The 14,415-nt window shown below is 40.5% G+C and carries 19 protein-coding genes; all 19 read left to right on the top strand.

Annotated features, from left to right (window positions below):
* Window positions 1-48: 48 nt before the first annotated feature.
* Entirely contained in the window at window positions 49-297 is a 249-nt protein-coding gene (locus FOC45_RS10310) for a hypothetical protein (protein ID WP_009391619.1), read from the top strand.
* Between the two features lie 225 nt (window positions 298-522).
* The gene (locus FOC45_RS10305; protein WP_009391620.1) at window positions 523-1,086 is read left to right on the top strand and encodes a hypothetical protein; all 564 of its coding nucleotides are present in this window, start codon (window positions 523-525) and stop codon (window positions 1,084-1,086) included.
* A gap of 59 nt (window positions 1,087-1,145) precedes the next feature.
* Entirely contained in the window at window positions 1,146-1,418 is a 273-nt protein-coding gene (locus tag FOC45_RS10300) for a cell wall anchor protein (protein ID WP_095913601.1), read from the top strand.
* Window positions 1,419-1,422: 4 nt separating this feature from the next.
* Window positions 1,423-1,938: a glycoside hydrolase family 73 protein gene (locus FOC45_RS10295; protein WP_009391622.1), complete on the top strand. Its 516-nt coding sequence runs from the start codon at window positions 1,423-1,425 to the stop codon at window positions 1,936-1,938.
* A gap of 72 nt (window positions 1,939-2,010) precedes the next feature.
* Window positions 2,011-2,469, top strand: coding sequence for a hypothetical protein (locus tag FOC45_RS10290; RefSeq protein WP_155846665.1), 459 nt, complete (start codon window positions 2,011-2,013; stop codon window positions 2,467-2,469).
* Window positions 2,470-2,554: 85 nt separating this feature from the next.
* Window positions 2,555-3,484, top strand: coding sequence for a cation diffusion facilitator family transporter (locus FOC45_RS10285; RefSeq protein WP_009391624.1), 930 nt, complete (start codon window positions 2,555-2,557; stop codon window positions 3,482-3,484).
* A gap of 11 nt (window positions 3,485-3,495) precedes the next feature.
* Entirely contained in the window at window positions 3,496-4,152 is a 657-nt protein-coding gene (locus FOC45_RS10280) for a carbonic anhydrase (RefSeq protein WP_034539594.1), read from the top strand.
* Window positions 4,153-4,196: 44 nt separating this feature from the next.
* A complete protein-coding gene (locus FOC45_RS10275) occupies window positions 4,197-5,108 on the top strand; it encodes an SPFH domain-containing protein (protein WP_009391631.1) in 912 nt (303 codons plus the stop codon).
* 93 nt (window positions 5,109-5,201) lie between these two features.
* Window positions 5,202-5,378, top strand: a complete 177-nt coding sequence (locus FOC45_RS12010; RefSeq protein WP_009391633.1) for a hypothetical protein — start codon at window positions 5,202-5,204, stop codon at window positions 5,376-5,378.
* 16 nt (window positions 5,379-5,394) lie between these two features.
* Window positions 5,395-5,931 (top strand): GNAT family N-acetyltransferase, encoded by a 537-nt coding sequence (locus FOC45_RS10270; RefSeq protein ID WP_009391635.1) that lies wholly within the window; start codon window positions 5,395-5,397, stop codon window positions 5,929-5,931.
* 48 nt (window positions 5,932-5,979) lie between these two features.
* Window positions 5,980-8,412, top strand: a complete 2,433-nt coding sequence (pheT, locus tag FOC45_RS10265; protein WP_009391637.1) for a phenylalanine--tRNA ligase subunit beta — start codon at window positions 5,980-5,982, stop codon at window positions 8,410-8,412.
* Window positions 8,413-8,493: 81 nt separating this feature from the next.
* On the top strand, window positions 8,494-8,934 hold the full coding sequence (locus FOC45_RS10260) for a hypothetical protein (RefSeq protein ID WP_009391638.1): 441 nt from the start codon (window positions 8,494-8,496) through the stop codon (window positions 8,932-8,934).
* Between the two features lie 369 nt (window positions 8,935-9,303).
* Entirely contained in the window at window positions 9,304-9,717 is a 414-nt protein-coding gene (rpsL, locus tag FOC45_RS10255) for a 30S ribosomal protein S12 (protein ID WP_002679283.1), read from the top strand.
* 32 nt (window positions 9,718-9,749) lie between these two features.
* Window positions 9,750-10,226 (top strand): 30S ribosomal protein S7, encoded by a 477-nt coding sequence (rpsG, locus tag FOC45_RS10250; protein WP_009391640.1) that lies wholly within the window; start codon window positions 9,750-9,752, stop codon window positions 10,224-10,226.
* 8 nt (window positions 10,227-10,234) lie between these two features.
* Window positions 10,235-12,355 (top strand): elongation factor G, encoded by a 2,121-nt coding sequence (gene fusA / locus FOC45_RS10245; protein ID WP_009391641.1) that lies wholly within the window; start codon window positions 10,235-10,237, stop codon window positions 12,353-12,355.
* A gap of 12 nt (window positions 12,356-12,367) precedes the next feature.
* Window positions 12,368-12,679, top strand: a complete 312-nt coding sequence (gene rpsJ / locus FOC45_RS10240; RefSeq protein WP_009391642.1) for a 30S ribosomal protein S10 — start codon at window positions 12,368-12,370, stop codon at window positions 12,677-12,679.
* 183 nt (window positions 12,680-12,862) lie between these two features.
* A complete protein-coding gene (gene rplC, locus FOC45_RS10235; RefSeq protein WP_009391643.1) occupies window positions 12,863-13,480 on the top strand; it encodes a 50S ribosomal protein L3 in 618 nt (205 codons plus the stop codon).
* Window positions 13,480-14,109 carry a 50S ribosomal protein L4 gene (gene rplD / locus FOC45_RS10230; protein ID WP_009391644.1) on the top strand — a complete coding sequence of 210 codons (630 nt, stop codon included), beginning with the start codon at window positions 13,480-13,482 and terminating at the stop codon, window positions 14,107-14,109. Before rplC ends, rplD begins: the two co-directional genes overlap by 1 nt.
* A 9-nt stretch (window positions 14,110-14,118) precedes the next feature.
* Entirely contained in the window at window positions 14,119-14,406 is a 288-nt protein-coding gene (rplW, locus tag FOC45_RS10225; protein WP_009391645.1) for a 50S ribosomal protein L23, read from the top strand.
* Window positions 14,407-14,415: the final 9 nt, after the last annotated feature.

Below are 14,415 nucleotides of genomic sequence, written 5' to 3'. Positions count from 1 at the left end.
CCTTTGCCTCACTAATACTGAATCATAACCCAATAATTTTTATATACTATGACTAAATTTTTACAAAAAGTTCGAGCATTTATTTCAGAAGAAGATCGACCAATGTCAAAGAAAACTTTTAGAATATACCAATGGTTATTAAGGGGTTCTTTGATAGCATGTATTCTTGTAGTTTGCTTAAAATGGGAAGAAAGAGAATTTCTCTTCAATCTCCTTTCTTTAGCAGGAGTCGTTTCGATTTTTGTTTCAGTACGAGTGTTAGAGAAACGAATGTTAGAGAAACAAAAGAAGGCATAGCGCTTTTCTAAAGACAAAAGTCAAAACCGAGAGACGAAAAACAGTGTGTTTTTCGTCTCTCTTTTTTTGTGGTTTTGGGCTTTAGTTGTAGTATGATGAGACAGGGTTGTAACACGATGCGACAACTATTTGCGAGGCTTTGCTTTTTGCCGCACCTTTGCAGCGTCAAAAACAAACAAAGAGCGCTCTTTAACTAAATGTTTCACCTAAAAATATTAAAAAAAAATGGCAAAAAGTAAAAACAACATCGTAATCGCTGGTTTGAGCGGAAGAGTTGGTAAACAACTCGTATTTAAACAAGTAAATGGTAGAACTATCGTTACTAAATTTCCTAATTATAAGGTGAGTAAGACGCCTAAACAAGAGGCTCACCACCAAAAGTTCGCTAAAGCAACTGTATATGCCAAAAATGCTTTGGAAAACCCTACTCTTAAAAAAGCATATGCCGATGAGGCTGCTAAACGACCTGGGGTAAGTGCTTACATAATGGCTATAGCTGACTATTTGAAGGCTCCAGTAATAGACCGTATCGATACTTCAGCTTATACAGGCGCTCATAATGGTGAGAAAATAGCTATAGAGGTTGCCGACGCTTCGAAAGTGATGACCGTAAAGGTAAAAATAGTTGCCGCTAACAACTCGGCTATAGAAGAAGGGGCTGCTACTCTTAGCGAAGGTAAGTGGGTGTACACTACTACGGCTATCAATGCAACACTTAGCGGTAGCAAAATACTAGTAACAGCTACTGACCGCCCTAATAACGTAGTAACTAAAGAAATAACCCTTTAAAATTAGTCAATTTGCCGATTTGTTGATTAGCAAATCGGCAAATTAACAAATCAATGATTATGGACTTACTAAAAGAACACTTTTTCTCCTTTATAGGATTATTGCTCTCGGGCTTTGCAGGTTGGCTTTTCGGCAGACCTAAGCAGCGAGTGGAACTACAGAGCAGCGAGCTGGACAACGTAGATAAGGCAATACATATCTATCGCGAAATGATAGATGACCTATCGGCTAAATACGCAAAGGCTATCGCTGACCTTAATGAGGCTAATCAGCGTATTAAAGAACTTGAAAATGCGGTTGAAACGCTTTTGTTGGCAACCAAAAACAAATAATAGTATGGAAACAATAGTACAAGATTTTAAACTTAAATACAAAGATGCTGCCTTGGCAGTTGAGGAGGCGACAGGCATTTCGCACCTCTTCATCTTAGCGCAAGCGGCCTTAGAGAGTGGCTGGGGGCAGCACGCACCGAGGAATATGTTTTTTGGAGTGAAAGCCTCGCGCAACAGTAGCGAAGCTGACCGGCAGTTATTGCTCACCACCGAGATACTCAGCACCCCGCCTGCTGTAGGGCAGTTCCCTGCTGTTATCAGTGTGCGACTTCGCCCTGACGGTAGGTATGAGTGTATTGTGAAAGATTGGTTTAGAGCTTATCCCTCTCCCGAAGCCTGTTTTGCTGACCACGCTCAGTTTTTCTTTAAACACAAGCGCTATGCTAAGGCTTTAGCGGTTAGAGCTGACCCTTATAAGTTTGCAATAGCGGTGGCGCAAGCTGGCTACGCTACCGACCCTGCTTATGCACAAAAACTTTGCCGCTTGATTAGCCGATTTGCCGATTTGCCGATTAGCTGATTTGCCAATTTGACGATGAGCCGATGAGTCTAACAGATGAAACAAAAACAAATACAATTAACTATTAGAAAAATGAAAAAGAACTCTAATATTCCGTTTGTTCTATCCTTAGTATGTGTGATAGGACTTGTAGGCTGCCGCAGCAGGCGGGTAGTCCGTACTGAACAACAATATGCCGCGCAACATTACCAAGAGCAGCGAGATAGCGTGCAGCAAATAGCGACTGCCGCACAAAGGCAAGCACATCATCAGTGGCAAGGCGCTACTTTAGAGTTTGAATGGCAGCCTCCGCGAGATACTAGCAATGCGAAAGTACGTATAAAGCTACAACAGCAGCAAGAGGCGCATCAGCAGGCAGTAACGAACACTTTAGTAGCGCAAAGAACTGACCAGAGTAGGGTAGAGGCGCACCAAGTACAGCAATATCAAAAGCAAGAGCAACGCGAGCAGCGCACTGTGCCTCATTATTGGCTCTGGGGCTTAGTGCTTGTCGGGATACTTATAATATACAAAAGGCACATCGGCAAATAATTGACAAATCAGCAAATTATTTTTTGTTTTTACAAAAAAAGTTCTACCTTTGTAGTCGCAAAAAACTTTAAATGAGCCATCGTTTATGGAAGAAGAACATCACCACCATCACCATCATCACCACCACGAGCATTCAGTAGCTGACCTTCAGCAGCTAAATCGCGCTTTCTACATAGGTATAGGGTTAAATCTACTTTATACTATTATTGAGTTTGTGGTAGGTTTTAGCGTCAATTCGTTAGCCCTTATCTCTGATGCCAGTCATAACCTAAGCGATGTAGCCAGTTTAGTTATTTCGCTTATCGGTATGAAGCTCGCCCATAAGGCCGCTACCCAATTGTATACCTATGGCTATAAAAAGGCTTCGATATTTGCCTCGCTTATCAATGCAGTGCTGCTGATGTATATAGTAGTTAAGATTTTTATTGAGGCTTTTGAACGACTTTCTTCACCGCCCGAAATGGCAGGCTCGGCTATAATGATTACCGCTTTTATAGGAGTAGTTATCAATGCTGTTTCAGCTTTCTTGTTTTACAAAGGACAACAGACCGACATCAATATAAAAGGCGCTTTTTTGCACCTGATGCTCGATGCCTTAGTGTCGGTAGGGGTGATTGTTTCAGGGGCGATTATCTACTTCACCGGTTGGAATATAGCTGACCCTATCAGCAGTTTTGTAGTGGCTATCGTGATACTCTTCTCTACTTGGGGCTTGCTGAAAGAAAGCGTAAAACTTATTTTAGACGGCGTGCCTGCCGATGTAGATGGGTCGCATATTAGAGAACAGCTCGAGGCGCACCCCTTAGTAGCAGGGGTACATCACATACACATCTGGGCACTTAGTAGTTCGCAAAACGCCCTTACGGCACATATAGTGCTGAAAGAATGTTTGCCGCTTAAGGAGGTAATGGAGCTGAAGAAAGAACTGAAGCATACCTTATTGCATCAGCATATCAGTCACGCTACGCTTGAGATTGACGCCCCTGACTGCTGTTGTGAAGATGAGAAGTGCTAAATAATAACTTTATGGATACGTACAAACAAATTTTTGAGAATAACCAGCAATGGGTAAAAAATAGGAAAGCGGCTGATGTGCATTTCTTTGAAAAATTAGCTGCTGACCAAAATCCGGACTATCTGTACATAGGCTGTTCTGACAGTAGGGTAGCCGCTGAAGAGATGATGGGGGTAGGCCCTGGCAAGGTATTCGTGCATCGCAATATAGCCAATGTAGTTAATACCCTTGATATGAGTTCGACTGCTGTGATACAGTACGCGGTAGAGCACCTGAATGTGAAGCATATAGTGGTATGTGGGCATTACGATTGTGGAGGGGTAAAGGCAGCGATGCAGGCTAAAGACTACGGACTGTTAAACCCTTGGTTGCGGACTATTCGCGATGTGTATCGCTTGCACCAGCAAGAGTTAGATGCTATCGCCGATGCAGATAAACGATACCGCCGTTTTGTGGAAATAAACGTGATAGAACAATGTTTCAACGTTACTAAAATGGCTGTAGTGCAAGAGAGTTACCTGCAATACCGCACTCCGTTGGTACACGGTTGGGTATTCGACATTCATTCGGGCGAGCTTATTGACCTAAATATTGATTTTGAAGATTTCATACAGAAGATACAGCGTATTTACGACCTTACAGGGGAAGATTGGTATAAGCACTACTAACCAATTTTTTGAATTAAGAACTAACAATTAATAATTATAAAGAAATGAGTATTACTTTTTACATTTTAGTATTTTTAGCAGTGGTATTTCTGCTTTCTACTTTTTTCACCGTACGTCAGCAGACGGCAGTATCTATTGAGCGATTTGGTAAATTTGAGAGCATTCGCCATTCGGGTTTGCAGATGAAAATACCTATTATTGATAAGATTGCGGCTCGCATCAGTCTTAAGATTCAACAGTTAGATGTGATAGTAGAAACTAAAACTTTAGACGATGTGTTTGTGAAAATAAAAGTATCGGTGCAGTTTGTGGTTATCAAAGAAAAAGTATACGATGCTATTTATAAACTTGAGTACCCACACGACCAAATTACCAGCTATGTGTTTGACGTAGTACGTGCTGAGGTGCCTAAGATGAAGCTCGATGATGTGTTTGTGAAGAAAGACGATATCGCTATAGCCGTAAAACGCGAGGTACAAGAGTCGATGGAGACTTATGGTTACGACATCATTAAAACCCTTGTGACTGATATAGACCCTGATGCACAGGTGAAAGCAGCGATGAACCGCATTAATGCTGCTGAACGCGAAAAAGTAGCGGCTCAGTACGAAGGTGATGCACAACGCATCTTGATAGTAGAAAAAGCAAAAGCAGAAGCTGAAAGCAAACGCCTACAAGGACAAGGTATTGCTGACCAGCGCCGTGAGATAGCCCGAGGACTCGTAGAAAGCGTAGATGTACTACAGAAAGTAGGGGTGAGCTCGCAAGAAGCTTCTGCGCTGATAGTCATCACTCAGCACTACGACACACTACAAGCGGTAGGACAACAAACCAACAGCAACCTTATTTTGTTGCCTAATTCGCCTGAAGCAGGTAGTGAGATGCTCAATAATATGATTACCTCATTTACGGCATCGGCACAAGTAGCTAAGCTTACTAACAACGAAGCAAATTAAGTGGTAAATAAGTAGATTAGTAAATTAGCAAATTTGTCAGTTTGCTAATTTACTAATTTTTTGTACTTTTGCACGCTGAGAAATAATAAAGATATGGCAAGAGAGATACAACCTACCCCAGTGCTTGAAGGGCAAGAAGCCCTTGATTTTTTGAATAAATTAGATAATTATAAAGATTATCTAAAAGAGAAAGGTATTGTGCTTGACCGTGAAAAGATACAAGAAAGTGCAAGATTTTTAAAATCGATATTTAAAGAAAGTAGTAAATAGATAGTTAAGAAAGAAAATGTTTAAAGATTTATCTTTTTTATTGCTTACAGAAGACCACACCATAAAACCTTTTGATTGTGAAGATGAAGATTTGAATGACTTCTTATTTAAAGAAGCTATTCTTTATCAAAAACAAATGTTGGCTACTACTTTTATTGTAGAAAACAATGAGCGTACTTTAGGTTTTTATAGTGTGCTAAGCGATAGTTTGCAGATAAGGGAGGAACTATTCCCCTCTAAAAGTCAGTATAAGAAGTTTGTGCAAAACTTAATACCTCATAGAAAAAGACATTTGAAGAATATACCCTCGCTGAAAATAGGTCGTCTGGGAATTGATAAGACCTATAAAGGGAAAGGATTAGGGAGTATTTTGCTTGAGGGTATCATAAATGAGGCTATAGAACTAAATAAGAGACAGGCTTGCAGACTGATAACAGTAGATGCTTATAGGCAAGCATTACCCTTTTATGAAAGGTTTGGTTTTCAGTATATAACCAATAAAGATGAACAAGAAGATGTAAGGCAAATGTTTCTTGATTTGATGTTGATATGACAATAAAATTTGCTGATATACAAATTTATTAATTGAAAAAAGAACTATATGAAAATATCGTATAACTGGTTAAAACAGTATTTGAAATTAGACCTCGCTGCAGAAGAAACCGGCGTAATCCTTACTGATTTGGGTTTGGAGGTAGAAGGTATCGAACCTTTTGAAAGTGTGAAAGGCGGACTAAAAGGTGTGGTAGTAGGATTGGTATTAGAGTGCGAAAAGCACCCGAATGCCGACAAACTGAAAGTTACCAAAGTAGATGTAGGTCAAGAAGCACCACTACAGATAGTATGTGGCGCTCCTAATGTGGCTAAAGGACAAAAAGTGCCTGTAGCTACTATAGGAACTGTACTGTACGACCACGAAGGGAAGCCTTTTGAAATAAAGAAAGGGAAAATACGCGGAGAGGAAAGTTACGGTATGATTTGCGCTGAAGACGAGTTGGGCTTAGGCGAAAGTCACGAGGGGATAATGGTACTCGATGATAAATATGCCGTTGGTACCCCTTGTGCTGAGGTCTTTCAGGTAGAAACTGATGAAGTGTTTGAAATAGGTCTGACCCCTAACCGCGCCGATGCGATGAGTCACTATGGTGTAGCTCGCGACCTGCGTGCGGGACTTATACAAAAAGGTGTATCGCTTGAGCTTATTACCCCTTCGGTTACCAAATTTCACGTAGATAACCGCTCAGTAAAAGTAGATATTGAGGTAACGAACAAAAAACTAGTGCCACGCTATACGGGGGTTGCCATCTCGAACGTGCGAGTAGGCGAGTCACCCGCTTGGTTGCAAAATAGGCTAAAAGCTATTGGCATCACTCCTAAGAATAATGTGGTAGATGCTACTAACTATGTGCTACACGGATTAGGGCAGCCTTTGCACGCTTTTGATGCCGACCATATAGTAGGGCGAAAACTCATCGTAAAAACAGCAGAGGCGGGTACCGTCTTTACTACCCTTGATGGCGTAAAGCGCACTCTTGATGCTGAAGATTTAATGATTTACGATGCTGAAAAACCACTTTGTATAGCAGGGGTATTGGGCGGACAAGATTCAGGTGTAACTCACTCTACTCGGAATGTATTTTTAGAGAGTGCTTATTTTGACCCTGTGTCAGTACGCAAGACTGCTAAAAGACATAGCATTAGTACCGATGCTTCTTATCGTTTTGAGCGAGGCATCAATATAGAAGATTGCAAATACGCGCTGATGTATGCTGCTGTATTGATAGAAAATATAGCGGGTGGGGTTATCTCTTCAGATGTGATAGATTTCTATCCTAAGAAGAAAGACGATTTTCAGGTATTTCTTGCCTTTGAAAATGTAGATAAGCTCATCGGACAGAAAATACCACGCGATACTATCAAATCGATTTTGCACTCGCTTGATATAAAGGTAAGTTCGCTAACCGAACGCGGATTAGGTCTGCTAATACCTTCTTATCGGGTAGATGTACAGCGCGAGGCAGATGTAATAGAAGAGATATTGCGTATTTACGGCTATAACAACATCAGTTTTTCTGAAAAAATAAACGCCTCGATGTCGCATTCGTCTAAGTACGACGACTTGAATATGCAGAATGTAGTAGCGGCACAGCTCATCGGGCAAGGATATTATGAGATAATGACCAATAGTTTGGTGTCAGAAAAAGAAATCACCAGCTATGAGGCTGCTCCTGAAGAGGCTGTGAAACTACTCAATCCGCTCAGCAGCGATTTGGGCTATATGCGCACCAATTTGTTGTTTTCGGGTTTAGAGGTGGTAAGCTATAATATCAACCGCAAGCGCTCAGACCTCAGATTGTTTGAGTTTGGCAAAAACTACCGCGTGAGGGATGGTAAGTATGACGAACAGAAACACCTATTATTATATCTGACAGGTAACCAATTACCTCAGAGTTGGATTACTACGCCACGCGCTGTGAGTTTCTTTGAACTAAAAGGTAGCGTAGAAGCCCTTTTTGAGCGTTTAGGACTTAAGGAGGTTACCACCCTTCCGTTAGAGCCTACTGACAATGTAGCCGCTGAAGGATTCCGTTGGATGTATGGCGAAACACTATTGGGAACAATGGGGGTAGTGAAGCACAAAATACTTAAAGATTTTGATATTAAGCAAGAGGTGCTTTACGCTGACCTGCATTGGGAAACCCTACTTGAGCAAGTGAGAGGTCATAAGGTAGTTTATAAAGAAATATCAAAATATCCTGAAGTGCGCCGCGACTTAGCTTTGCTGCTGGACGATAAGGTAAGCTTTGCTGACCTATATCGTGTGGCATTTGCTACAGAGAAAAGCATTTTGAAACAAATCAATTTATTTGATGTGTATCAGGGTGATAAATTGGCGGCTGGCAAGAAGAGTTATGCGGTAAGTTTTATCTTGCAAGAAGAAAACAAAACGCTGACCGATAAGCAAATCGATAAAACGATGCTGAAACTGCAAACTGCTTTTGAGCAAAGTTTAGGAGCAACCCTAAGAGAGTAAAAAAGTTAAACTTTACCAATTATTTGTTTTCTTGATTTTTGTTGTATAAGTTTGCCTTGTAATTCTAAAATAAACTGCCTTATGAAACAAGTTCTTAGAAACAATTTGATAGTGGTATCACTTTATATTTTAGCAGGGATAATCTTTGATGGTTACCACCCTTATATGCTATGTACGTTCCTGATACTGTCGGCAACAGTCTCTTTCTTTTTGTTCAGAACCAAAAGTAAAGAAGAAACGCGCAAGGGGTTATTACTTATGTTCGCTCCTTTCTTATTCGTTTTAGCAGTAGCTTCTTTGTTGCTTAGCGATAGCAGTGTAAGGACAACATTGCCTTATTTGCTTTTTGTGCCTGCTGTTGTATACTTAGTGTATTGCGCGCTGTTTTCAACGAGAAAAGCTTTATTTTTTGTAGGGATTATCGCTCTATCAGTTATTGGTACCCTTACCTACAACGAAATTTCAGGAACGAATGTAATATTCGAAAGCCATTCTTTGAGATTATTAATTACACAGGAATAAGATTAAGAACCCCCGATTTTAGAAATTACTGTTGGGGGTTCTCATTCTTTCAATAAAAAAATATAAATTATTTTGTTATATTTGTAACAAAATAGAAAAAATGTAAGAAGTTGTAATACAGCGATTTCTGACAGAGGATAAATTGTATATATCTGATAATCAGTGTTTTTCCGAATTTGAGACGTTGAATGACGGCTTATTTTCAGGAGAGGGCTTGGTGTTTTTGGTAAAAGGAAATATTGTGTATTACAAATAAATGTAGTACTTTTGCAGCCAACTCTTAGAAAAATAGTGGCTAATTGCTGCTGATTACTAATAAGATAGCTAAACAAGCAAACAATTAAATAATTATATATAGTATTGTAAATTATGCCAACAATTTCACAATTAGTACGAAAAGGAAGAACCAGAATTACCAAGAAGAGTAAATCGGTGGCTTTGGATTCGTGCCCACAACGCAGAGGTGTATGTACACGTGTGTACACCACAACGCCTAAGAAACCGAACTCAGCAATGCGTAAAGTAGCGCGTGTTCGTTTGACTAACGGCAACGAGGTGAACGCTTACATCCCCGGTGAAGGACACAACCTCCAAGAGCACTCGATAGTATTGGTACGAGGCGGACGGGTAAAAGATTTACCAGGTGTTAGATACCACATAGTGCGCGGGGCGCTTGATACGGCTGGAGTAGCCGGCAGAACCCAACGCCGCTCTAAATACGGTGCTAAACGCCCTAAACCAGGACAAGCCGCTGCAGCACCAGCTAAAGGTAAGAAAAAGTAATTTAACACACAAAATCTTTTAACTGAAAAGAAATGAGAAAAAGACAGGCTAAAAAGCGCCCACTTTTACCAGACCCTAAGTTTAACGACCAATTGGTGACACGCTTTGTGAACAACCTAATGTGGGACGGTAAAAAATCAGTGGCTTTTAAGGTGTTCTACGACGCTATTGACATAGTAGAACAAAAGAAAAATAATGACGAAAAAACGGCATTAGAAGTTTGGAAAGACGCACTTACTAATGTGATGCCTCACGTAGAAGTACGCTCACGCCGTGTAGGGGGAGCAACTTTCCAAATTCCGATGCAAATTCGCCCAGACCGTAAAGTGTCTATGGCTATGAAATGGCTTATCGGGTATGCTCGTAAACGCAACGAGAAATCTATGGCACAAAAATTAGCAGCTGAAATTATCGCCGCTTCAAAAGAAGAAGGTGCAGCTGTGAAGAAAAAAATGGATACGCACCGTATGGCTGAAGCTAACAAAGCGTTCTCACACTTTAGATTTTAATTAAACCGATGAGTAGAGATTTAAAATATACAAGAAACATAGGTATTGCCGCTCACATTGACGCGGGCAAAACCACCACTACTGAACGTATTCTATTCTATACAGGTAAAACCCACAAAATTGGTGAAGTACACGATGGAGCTTCAACAATGGACTGGATGGAGCAAGAAGCTGAACGCGGTATCACTATCCAATCAGCTGCTACTACTTGTAAATGGAATTTCCCTACCGAAAATGGTAAACCTACTGCCGATGCTAAAGAGTATCACTTCAACATTATCGATACTCCCGGCCACGTAGACTTTACAGTGGAAGTAAACCGCTCGTTACGTGTATTAGACGGATTAGTATTCCTTTTCTCGGCTGTAGACGGAGTAGAGCCTCAGTCAGAAACTAACTGGCGTTTGGCTGATAACTACAAAGTGCCACGTATTGGTTTCGTAAACAAAATGGACCGCCAAGGAGCTAACTTCCTAAACGTTTGCAACCAAGTGAAAGATATGCTTAAATCAAACGCAGTGCCTATCGTATTGCCAATTGGTGATGAAGCAGACTTTAAAGGGGTAGTAGATTTGATTAAAAACCGTGCTATCGTATGGCACGAAGAAAATTCAGGTTCTACTTTTGACGTAGTAGAGATACCTGAAGAAATGAAAGAAGACGTAACTAAATACCGCGCACAACTTATTGAAGAAGTAGCAGGTTATGACGAAGGTCTTCTTGAGAAATTTATGGAAGATGAAAGCTCTATCACCGAAGAGGAAATACACAAAGCACTACGTGCTGCCGTAATGGATATGGCTATTATCCCAATGGTGTGCGGTTCATCATTCAAAAACAAAGGGGTGCAATTTATGCTTGATGCAGTATGCCGCTACTTGCCTTCACCTCTTGACAAAGAAGCTATTGAGGGTACTAACCCTGAAACAGGCGAACCTGCTCTACGCAAACCAGCCGTTGATGCTCCTTTCTCAGCTTTAGCGTTTAAAATTGCTACTGACCCTTATGTAGGACGCTTGGCATTCTTCCGCGCTTACTCAGGTCACTTAGACGCAGGTTCTTACGTATTGAACACTCGTTCAGGTAACAAAGAGCGTATCTCTCGTATCTACCAAATGCACGCTAACAAGCAAAACCCTATCGAATACATCGAAGCAGGTGATATAGGGGCAGCAGTAGGATTTAAAGATATCAAAACAGGTGATACCCTTTGCGATGAGAAATATCCTATCGTACTTGAAAGTATGGTATTCCCTGACCCTGTGATCGGTATTGCAGTAGAACCTAAAACAAAAGCTGACGTTGATAAATTAGGTATGGCATTGGCTAAATTAGCTGAAGAAGACCCAACCTTCCAAGTGAAGACAGACCAAGCTTCTGGACAAACTATCATCTCAGGAATGGGTGAGCTACACTTAGATATCATCGTAGACCGCTTGAAACGCGAGTTTAAAGTAGAAGTAAACCAAGGTCAGCCACAAGTAGAGTACAAAGAGGCTATCACAGGCGTTGCTAACCACCGTGAAGTGTACAAGAAACAAACTGGTGGACGTGGTAAATTTGCTGATATCGTGTTCCGTATGGAGCCAGCTGAAGAAGGCAAAATGGGTCTTGAATTTGTGAACGAAATCAAAGGTGGTAACATTCCTAAAGAATATATACCATCAGTAGAAAAAGGTTTCAAAGAAGCAATGAAGAGCGGACCTTTAGCAGGCTTTGAAATGGATGCGATGAAGATAGTTCTTATCGATGGTTCATTCCACCCTGTAGACTCTGATTCACTTTCATTTGAGTTAGCTGCTAAGTTAGGATACAAAGAAGCAGCACGTGCAGCGAAAGCCGTACTTATGGAGCCTATTATGAAATTGGAGGTTATTACTCCAGAGGAAAATATGGGTGATATAGTAGGTGACTTAAACCGCCGCCGTGGACAAGTGAACAATATGGACGACCGTAACGGTGCTAAGGTAATCAAAGCATTTGTGCCACTATCAGAAATGTTTGGCTACGTAACGTCATTGCGTACACTATCATCAGGACGTGCTACCTCTACTATGGAGTTCTCTCATTACGCAGAAACCCCATCAAACATAGCAGATGAAGTAATTAAAAACGCCAGAGGCAACTAAATTATTGATAAAATGAGTAATCAACAGAAAATAAGAATAAAGTTAAAATCATACGATCATAACTTGGTAGATAAATCGGCTGAGAAAATCGTAAAGACAGTAAAAGCTGCTGGAGCTGTGGTAGTAGGGCCTATTCCACTACCAACTCATAAAAAGATATTTACTGTATTGCGTTCGCCACACGTAAATAAGAAAGCGCGTGAGCAGTTTCAATTGAGCTCTCACAAACGTCTTCTCGAAATTTACAGTGCTTCATCAAAAACAGTAGATGCTTTGATGAAATTGGAATTGCCAAGTGGTGTAGATATCGTGATAAAAGTGTGATAGACGCTTTAGCAAAATTAAAATGTCCCGAAACTGTGGGTTAGGGAAAAACGGATAAAAATGATTCAGGGTTAAAAAGCCTAGGGCATTTTTTGACCCTGAACTATTTTGGTGATTAGCAAGCCTTGGGAGGGCTAATTATCAAATTAAAATGTAATAACTTAATAACAAATATTTAATTTTATGTCTGGGTTAATTGGAAAAAAAATTGGCATGACCAGCATATTTGATGAGAACGGTAAGAATATACCTTGTACCATCATAGAAGCAGGTCCTTGCGTAGTTACCCAAGTCAGAACCAAAGAGGTGGATGGCTATGATGCGCTTCAATTAGGTTTCGATGACAAAGCAGAAAAACGTGCTACCAAAGCAGAGCTTGGTCACTTTAAGAAAGCAGGTTCTTCAGTAAAGAAGAAGGTCATTGAATTCCAAGGATTTGAAGACAATTACAAATTGGGTGATACAATCACCGTTGATTTCTTTGCCGAAGGAGAGTTTGTAGACGTCTCTGGTATTTCAAAAGGTAAAGGGTTTCAAGGGGTAGTGCGCCGACACGGTTTCGGTGGGGTAGGACAAACTACTCACGGTCAGCACAACCGACTAAGAGCTCCGGGTTCTGTGGGTGCTTCATCATACCCTTCACGCGTATTCAAAGGTATGCGTATGGCGGGCAGAATGGGTGCCGAGAAAGTAACAGTACAAAACTTGAAAGTATTAAAAGTGGTAGCTGAGAAGAATCTTTTAGTAGTAAAAGGATGTATTCCAGGACACAAAAATGCTTACGTAACTATTCACAAATAATGGAAGTAGCAGTATTAAACATACAAGGAAAAGAAACAGGCAGAAAAGTAACCCTTTCTGATGCTGTGTTCGGAATAGAGCCTAACAATCACGTGGTGTATTTAGACGTAAAGCGTTATTTAGCTAACAAGCGCCAAGGTACTCACAAGGCTAAAGAGAGAAACGAAGTGGCTGGAAGTACAAGAAAGATTAAAAAACAAAAAGGTACTGGTACAGCACGTGCAGGTAGTGTAAAATCGCCTGTGTTTGTAGGTGGAGGTCGTATATTTGGTCCTCGTCCAAAAGATTACACACAAAAACTTACTAAGAACGTAAAACGTTTGGCACGCCGCTCAGCTCTTAGTGCTAAAGCTCAAAGTCAATCATTGGTAGTTCTTGAAGATTTTAATTTTGAAGCTCCTAAAACTAAAGACTTTACAGCAGTAGTAAAATCATTGGGCTTAGAAAATAAAAAATCGCTTTTTGTGTTGCCAAATGTAAATAATAACGTATATTTGTCCTCTCGCAACGTAGCAAACTCAAGTGTAGTAACTGCTTCAGAGCTAAATACTTACCAAGTAGTATATGCTAACAACATCGTACTAACCGAGAGTGCAGTAGAAGTTATAGAGTCAATTTTAACAAAATAAGAAGAAAAAATGAGCGTATTAATAAGACCTGTAAATACAGAAAAAGCAAACGAAGGCAGCGAACTAAAAAACTGCTATACGTTTGAAGTAGCTAAGGACGCTAACAAAATTCAAATCAAAAATGAGGTTGAAGCTACTTATGGCGTTAAAGTGAAAGAAGTACGTACCCTTAATTACGGCCCTAAGCGCGCCACTCGCTACACTAAAACAGGTGTACAAGTAGGCAAGACTAACGCAGTGAAAAAGGCATTAGTACAGTTAGAAGAAGGAACTATAGATTTTTATAGTAATATATAAGTGTTTAAC

This window comes from Capnocytophaga sp. FDAARGOS_737, from assembly GCF_009730375.1.
Taxonomy (GTDB): Bacteria; Bacteroidota; Bacteroidia; order Flavobacteriales; family Flavobacteriaceae; genus Capnocytophaga; species Capnocytophaga leadbetteri.
The sequence above is the reverse complement of the archived record's forward strand: the minus strand, read 5'-3'. Positions and strand labels throughout refer to the sequence as shown.

Bases quoted from the DNA above. Each gene is read 5' to 3' on its own strand.
- FOC45_RS10310 (WP_009391619.1), top strand. From the start codon at position 49: ATGACTAAATTTTTACAAAAAGTTCGAGCATTTATTTCAGAAGAAGAT.
- rpsG (WP_009391640.1), top strand. From the start codon at position 9,750: ATGAGAAAAAGACAGGCTAAAAAGCGCCCACTTTTACCAGACCCTAAG.
- FOC45_RS12010 (WP_009391633.1), top strand. From the start codon at position 5,202: ATGGCAAGAGAGATACAACCTACCCCAGTGCTTGAAGGGCAAGAAGCC.
- rplD (WP_009391644.1), top strand. From the start codon at position 13,480: ATGGAAGTAGCAGTATTAAACATACAAGGAAAAGAAACAGGCAGAAAA.
- FOC45_RS10305 (WP_009391620.1), top strand. From the start codon at position 523: ATGGCAAAAAGTAAAAACAACATCGTAATCGCTGGTTTGAGCGGAAGA.
- FOC45_RS10270 (WP_009391635.1), top strand. From the start codon at position 5,395: ATGTTTAAAGATTTATCTTTTTTATTGCTTACAGAAGACCACACCATA.
- FOC45_RS10295 (WP_009391622.1), top strand. From the start codon at position 1,423: ATGGAAACAATAGTACAAGATTTTAAACTTAAATACAAAGATGCTGCC.
- rpsL (WP_002679283.1), top strand. From the start codon at position 9,304: ATGCCAACAATTTCACAATTAGTACGAAAAGGAAGAACCAGAATTACC.
- rplW (WP_009391645.1), top strand. From the start codon at position 14,119: ATGAGCGTATTAATAAGACCTGTAAATACAGAAAAAGCAAACGAAGGC.
- fusA (WP_009391641.1), top strand. From the start codon at position 10,235: ATGAGTAGAGATTTAAAATATACAAGAAACATAGGTATTGCCGCTCAC.
- FOC45_RS10285 (WP_009391624.1), top strand. From the start codon at position 2,555: ATGGAAGAAGAACATCACCACCATCACCATCATCACCACCACGAGCAT.
- FOC45_RS10260 (WP_009391638.1), top strand. From the start codon at position 8,494: ATGAAACAAGTTCTTAGAAACAATTTGATAGTGGTATCACTTTATATT.
- FOC45_RS10300 (WP_095913601.1), top strand. From the start codon at position 1,146: ATGGACTTACTAAAAGAACACTTTTTCTCCTTTATAGGATTATTGCTC.
- rpsJ (WP_009391642.1), top strand. From the start codon at position 12,368: ATGAGTAATCAACAGAAAATAAGAATAAAGTTAAAATCATACGATCAT.
- FOC45_RS10275 (WP_009391631.1), top strand. From the start codon at position 4,197: ATGAGTATTACTTTTTACATTTTAGTATTTTTAGCAGTGGTATTTCTG.
- FOC45_RS10290 (WP_155846665.1), top strand. From the start codon at position 2,011: ATGAAAAAGAACTCTAATATTCCGTTTGTTCTATCCTTAGTATGTGTG.
- pheT (WP_009391637.1), top strand. From the start codon at position 5,980: ATGAAAATATCGTATAACTGGTTAAAACAGTATTTGAAATTAGACCTC.
- rplC (WP_009391643.1), top strand. From the start codon at position 12,863: ATGTCTGGGTTAATTGGAAAAAAAATTGGCATGACCAGCATATTTGAT.
- FOC45_RS10280 (WP_034539594.1), top strand. From the start codon at position 3,496: ATGGATACGTACAAACAAATTTTTGAGAATAACCAGCAATGGGTAAAA.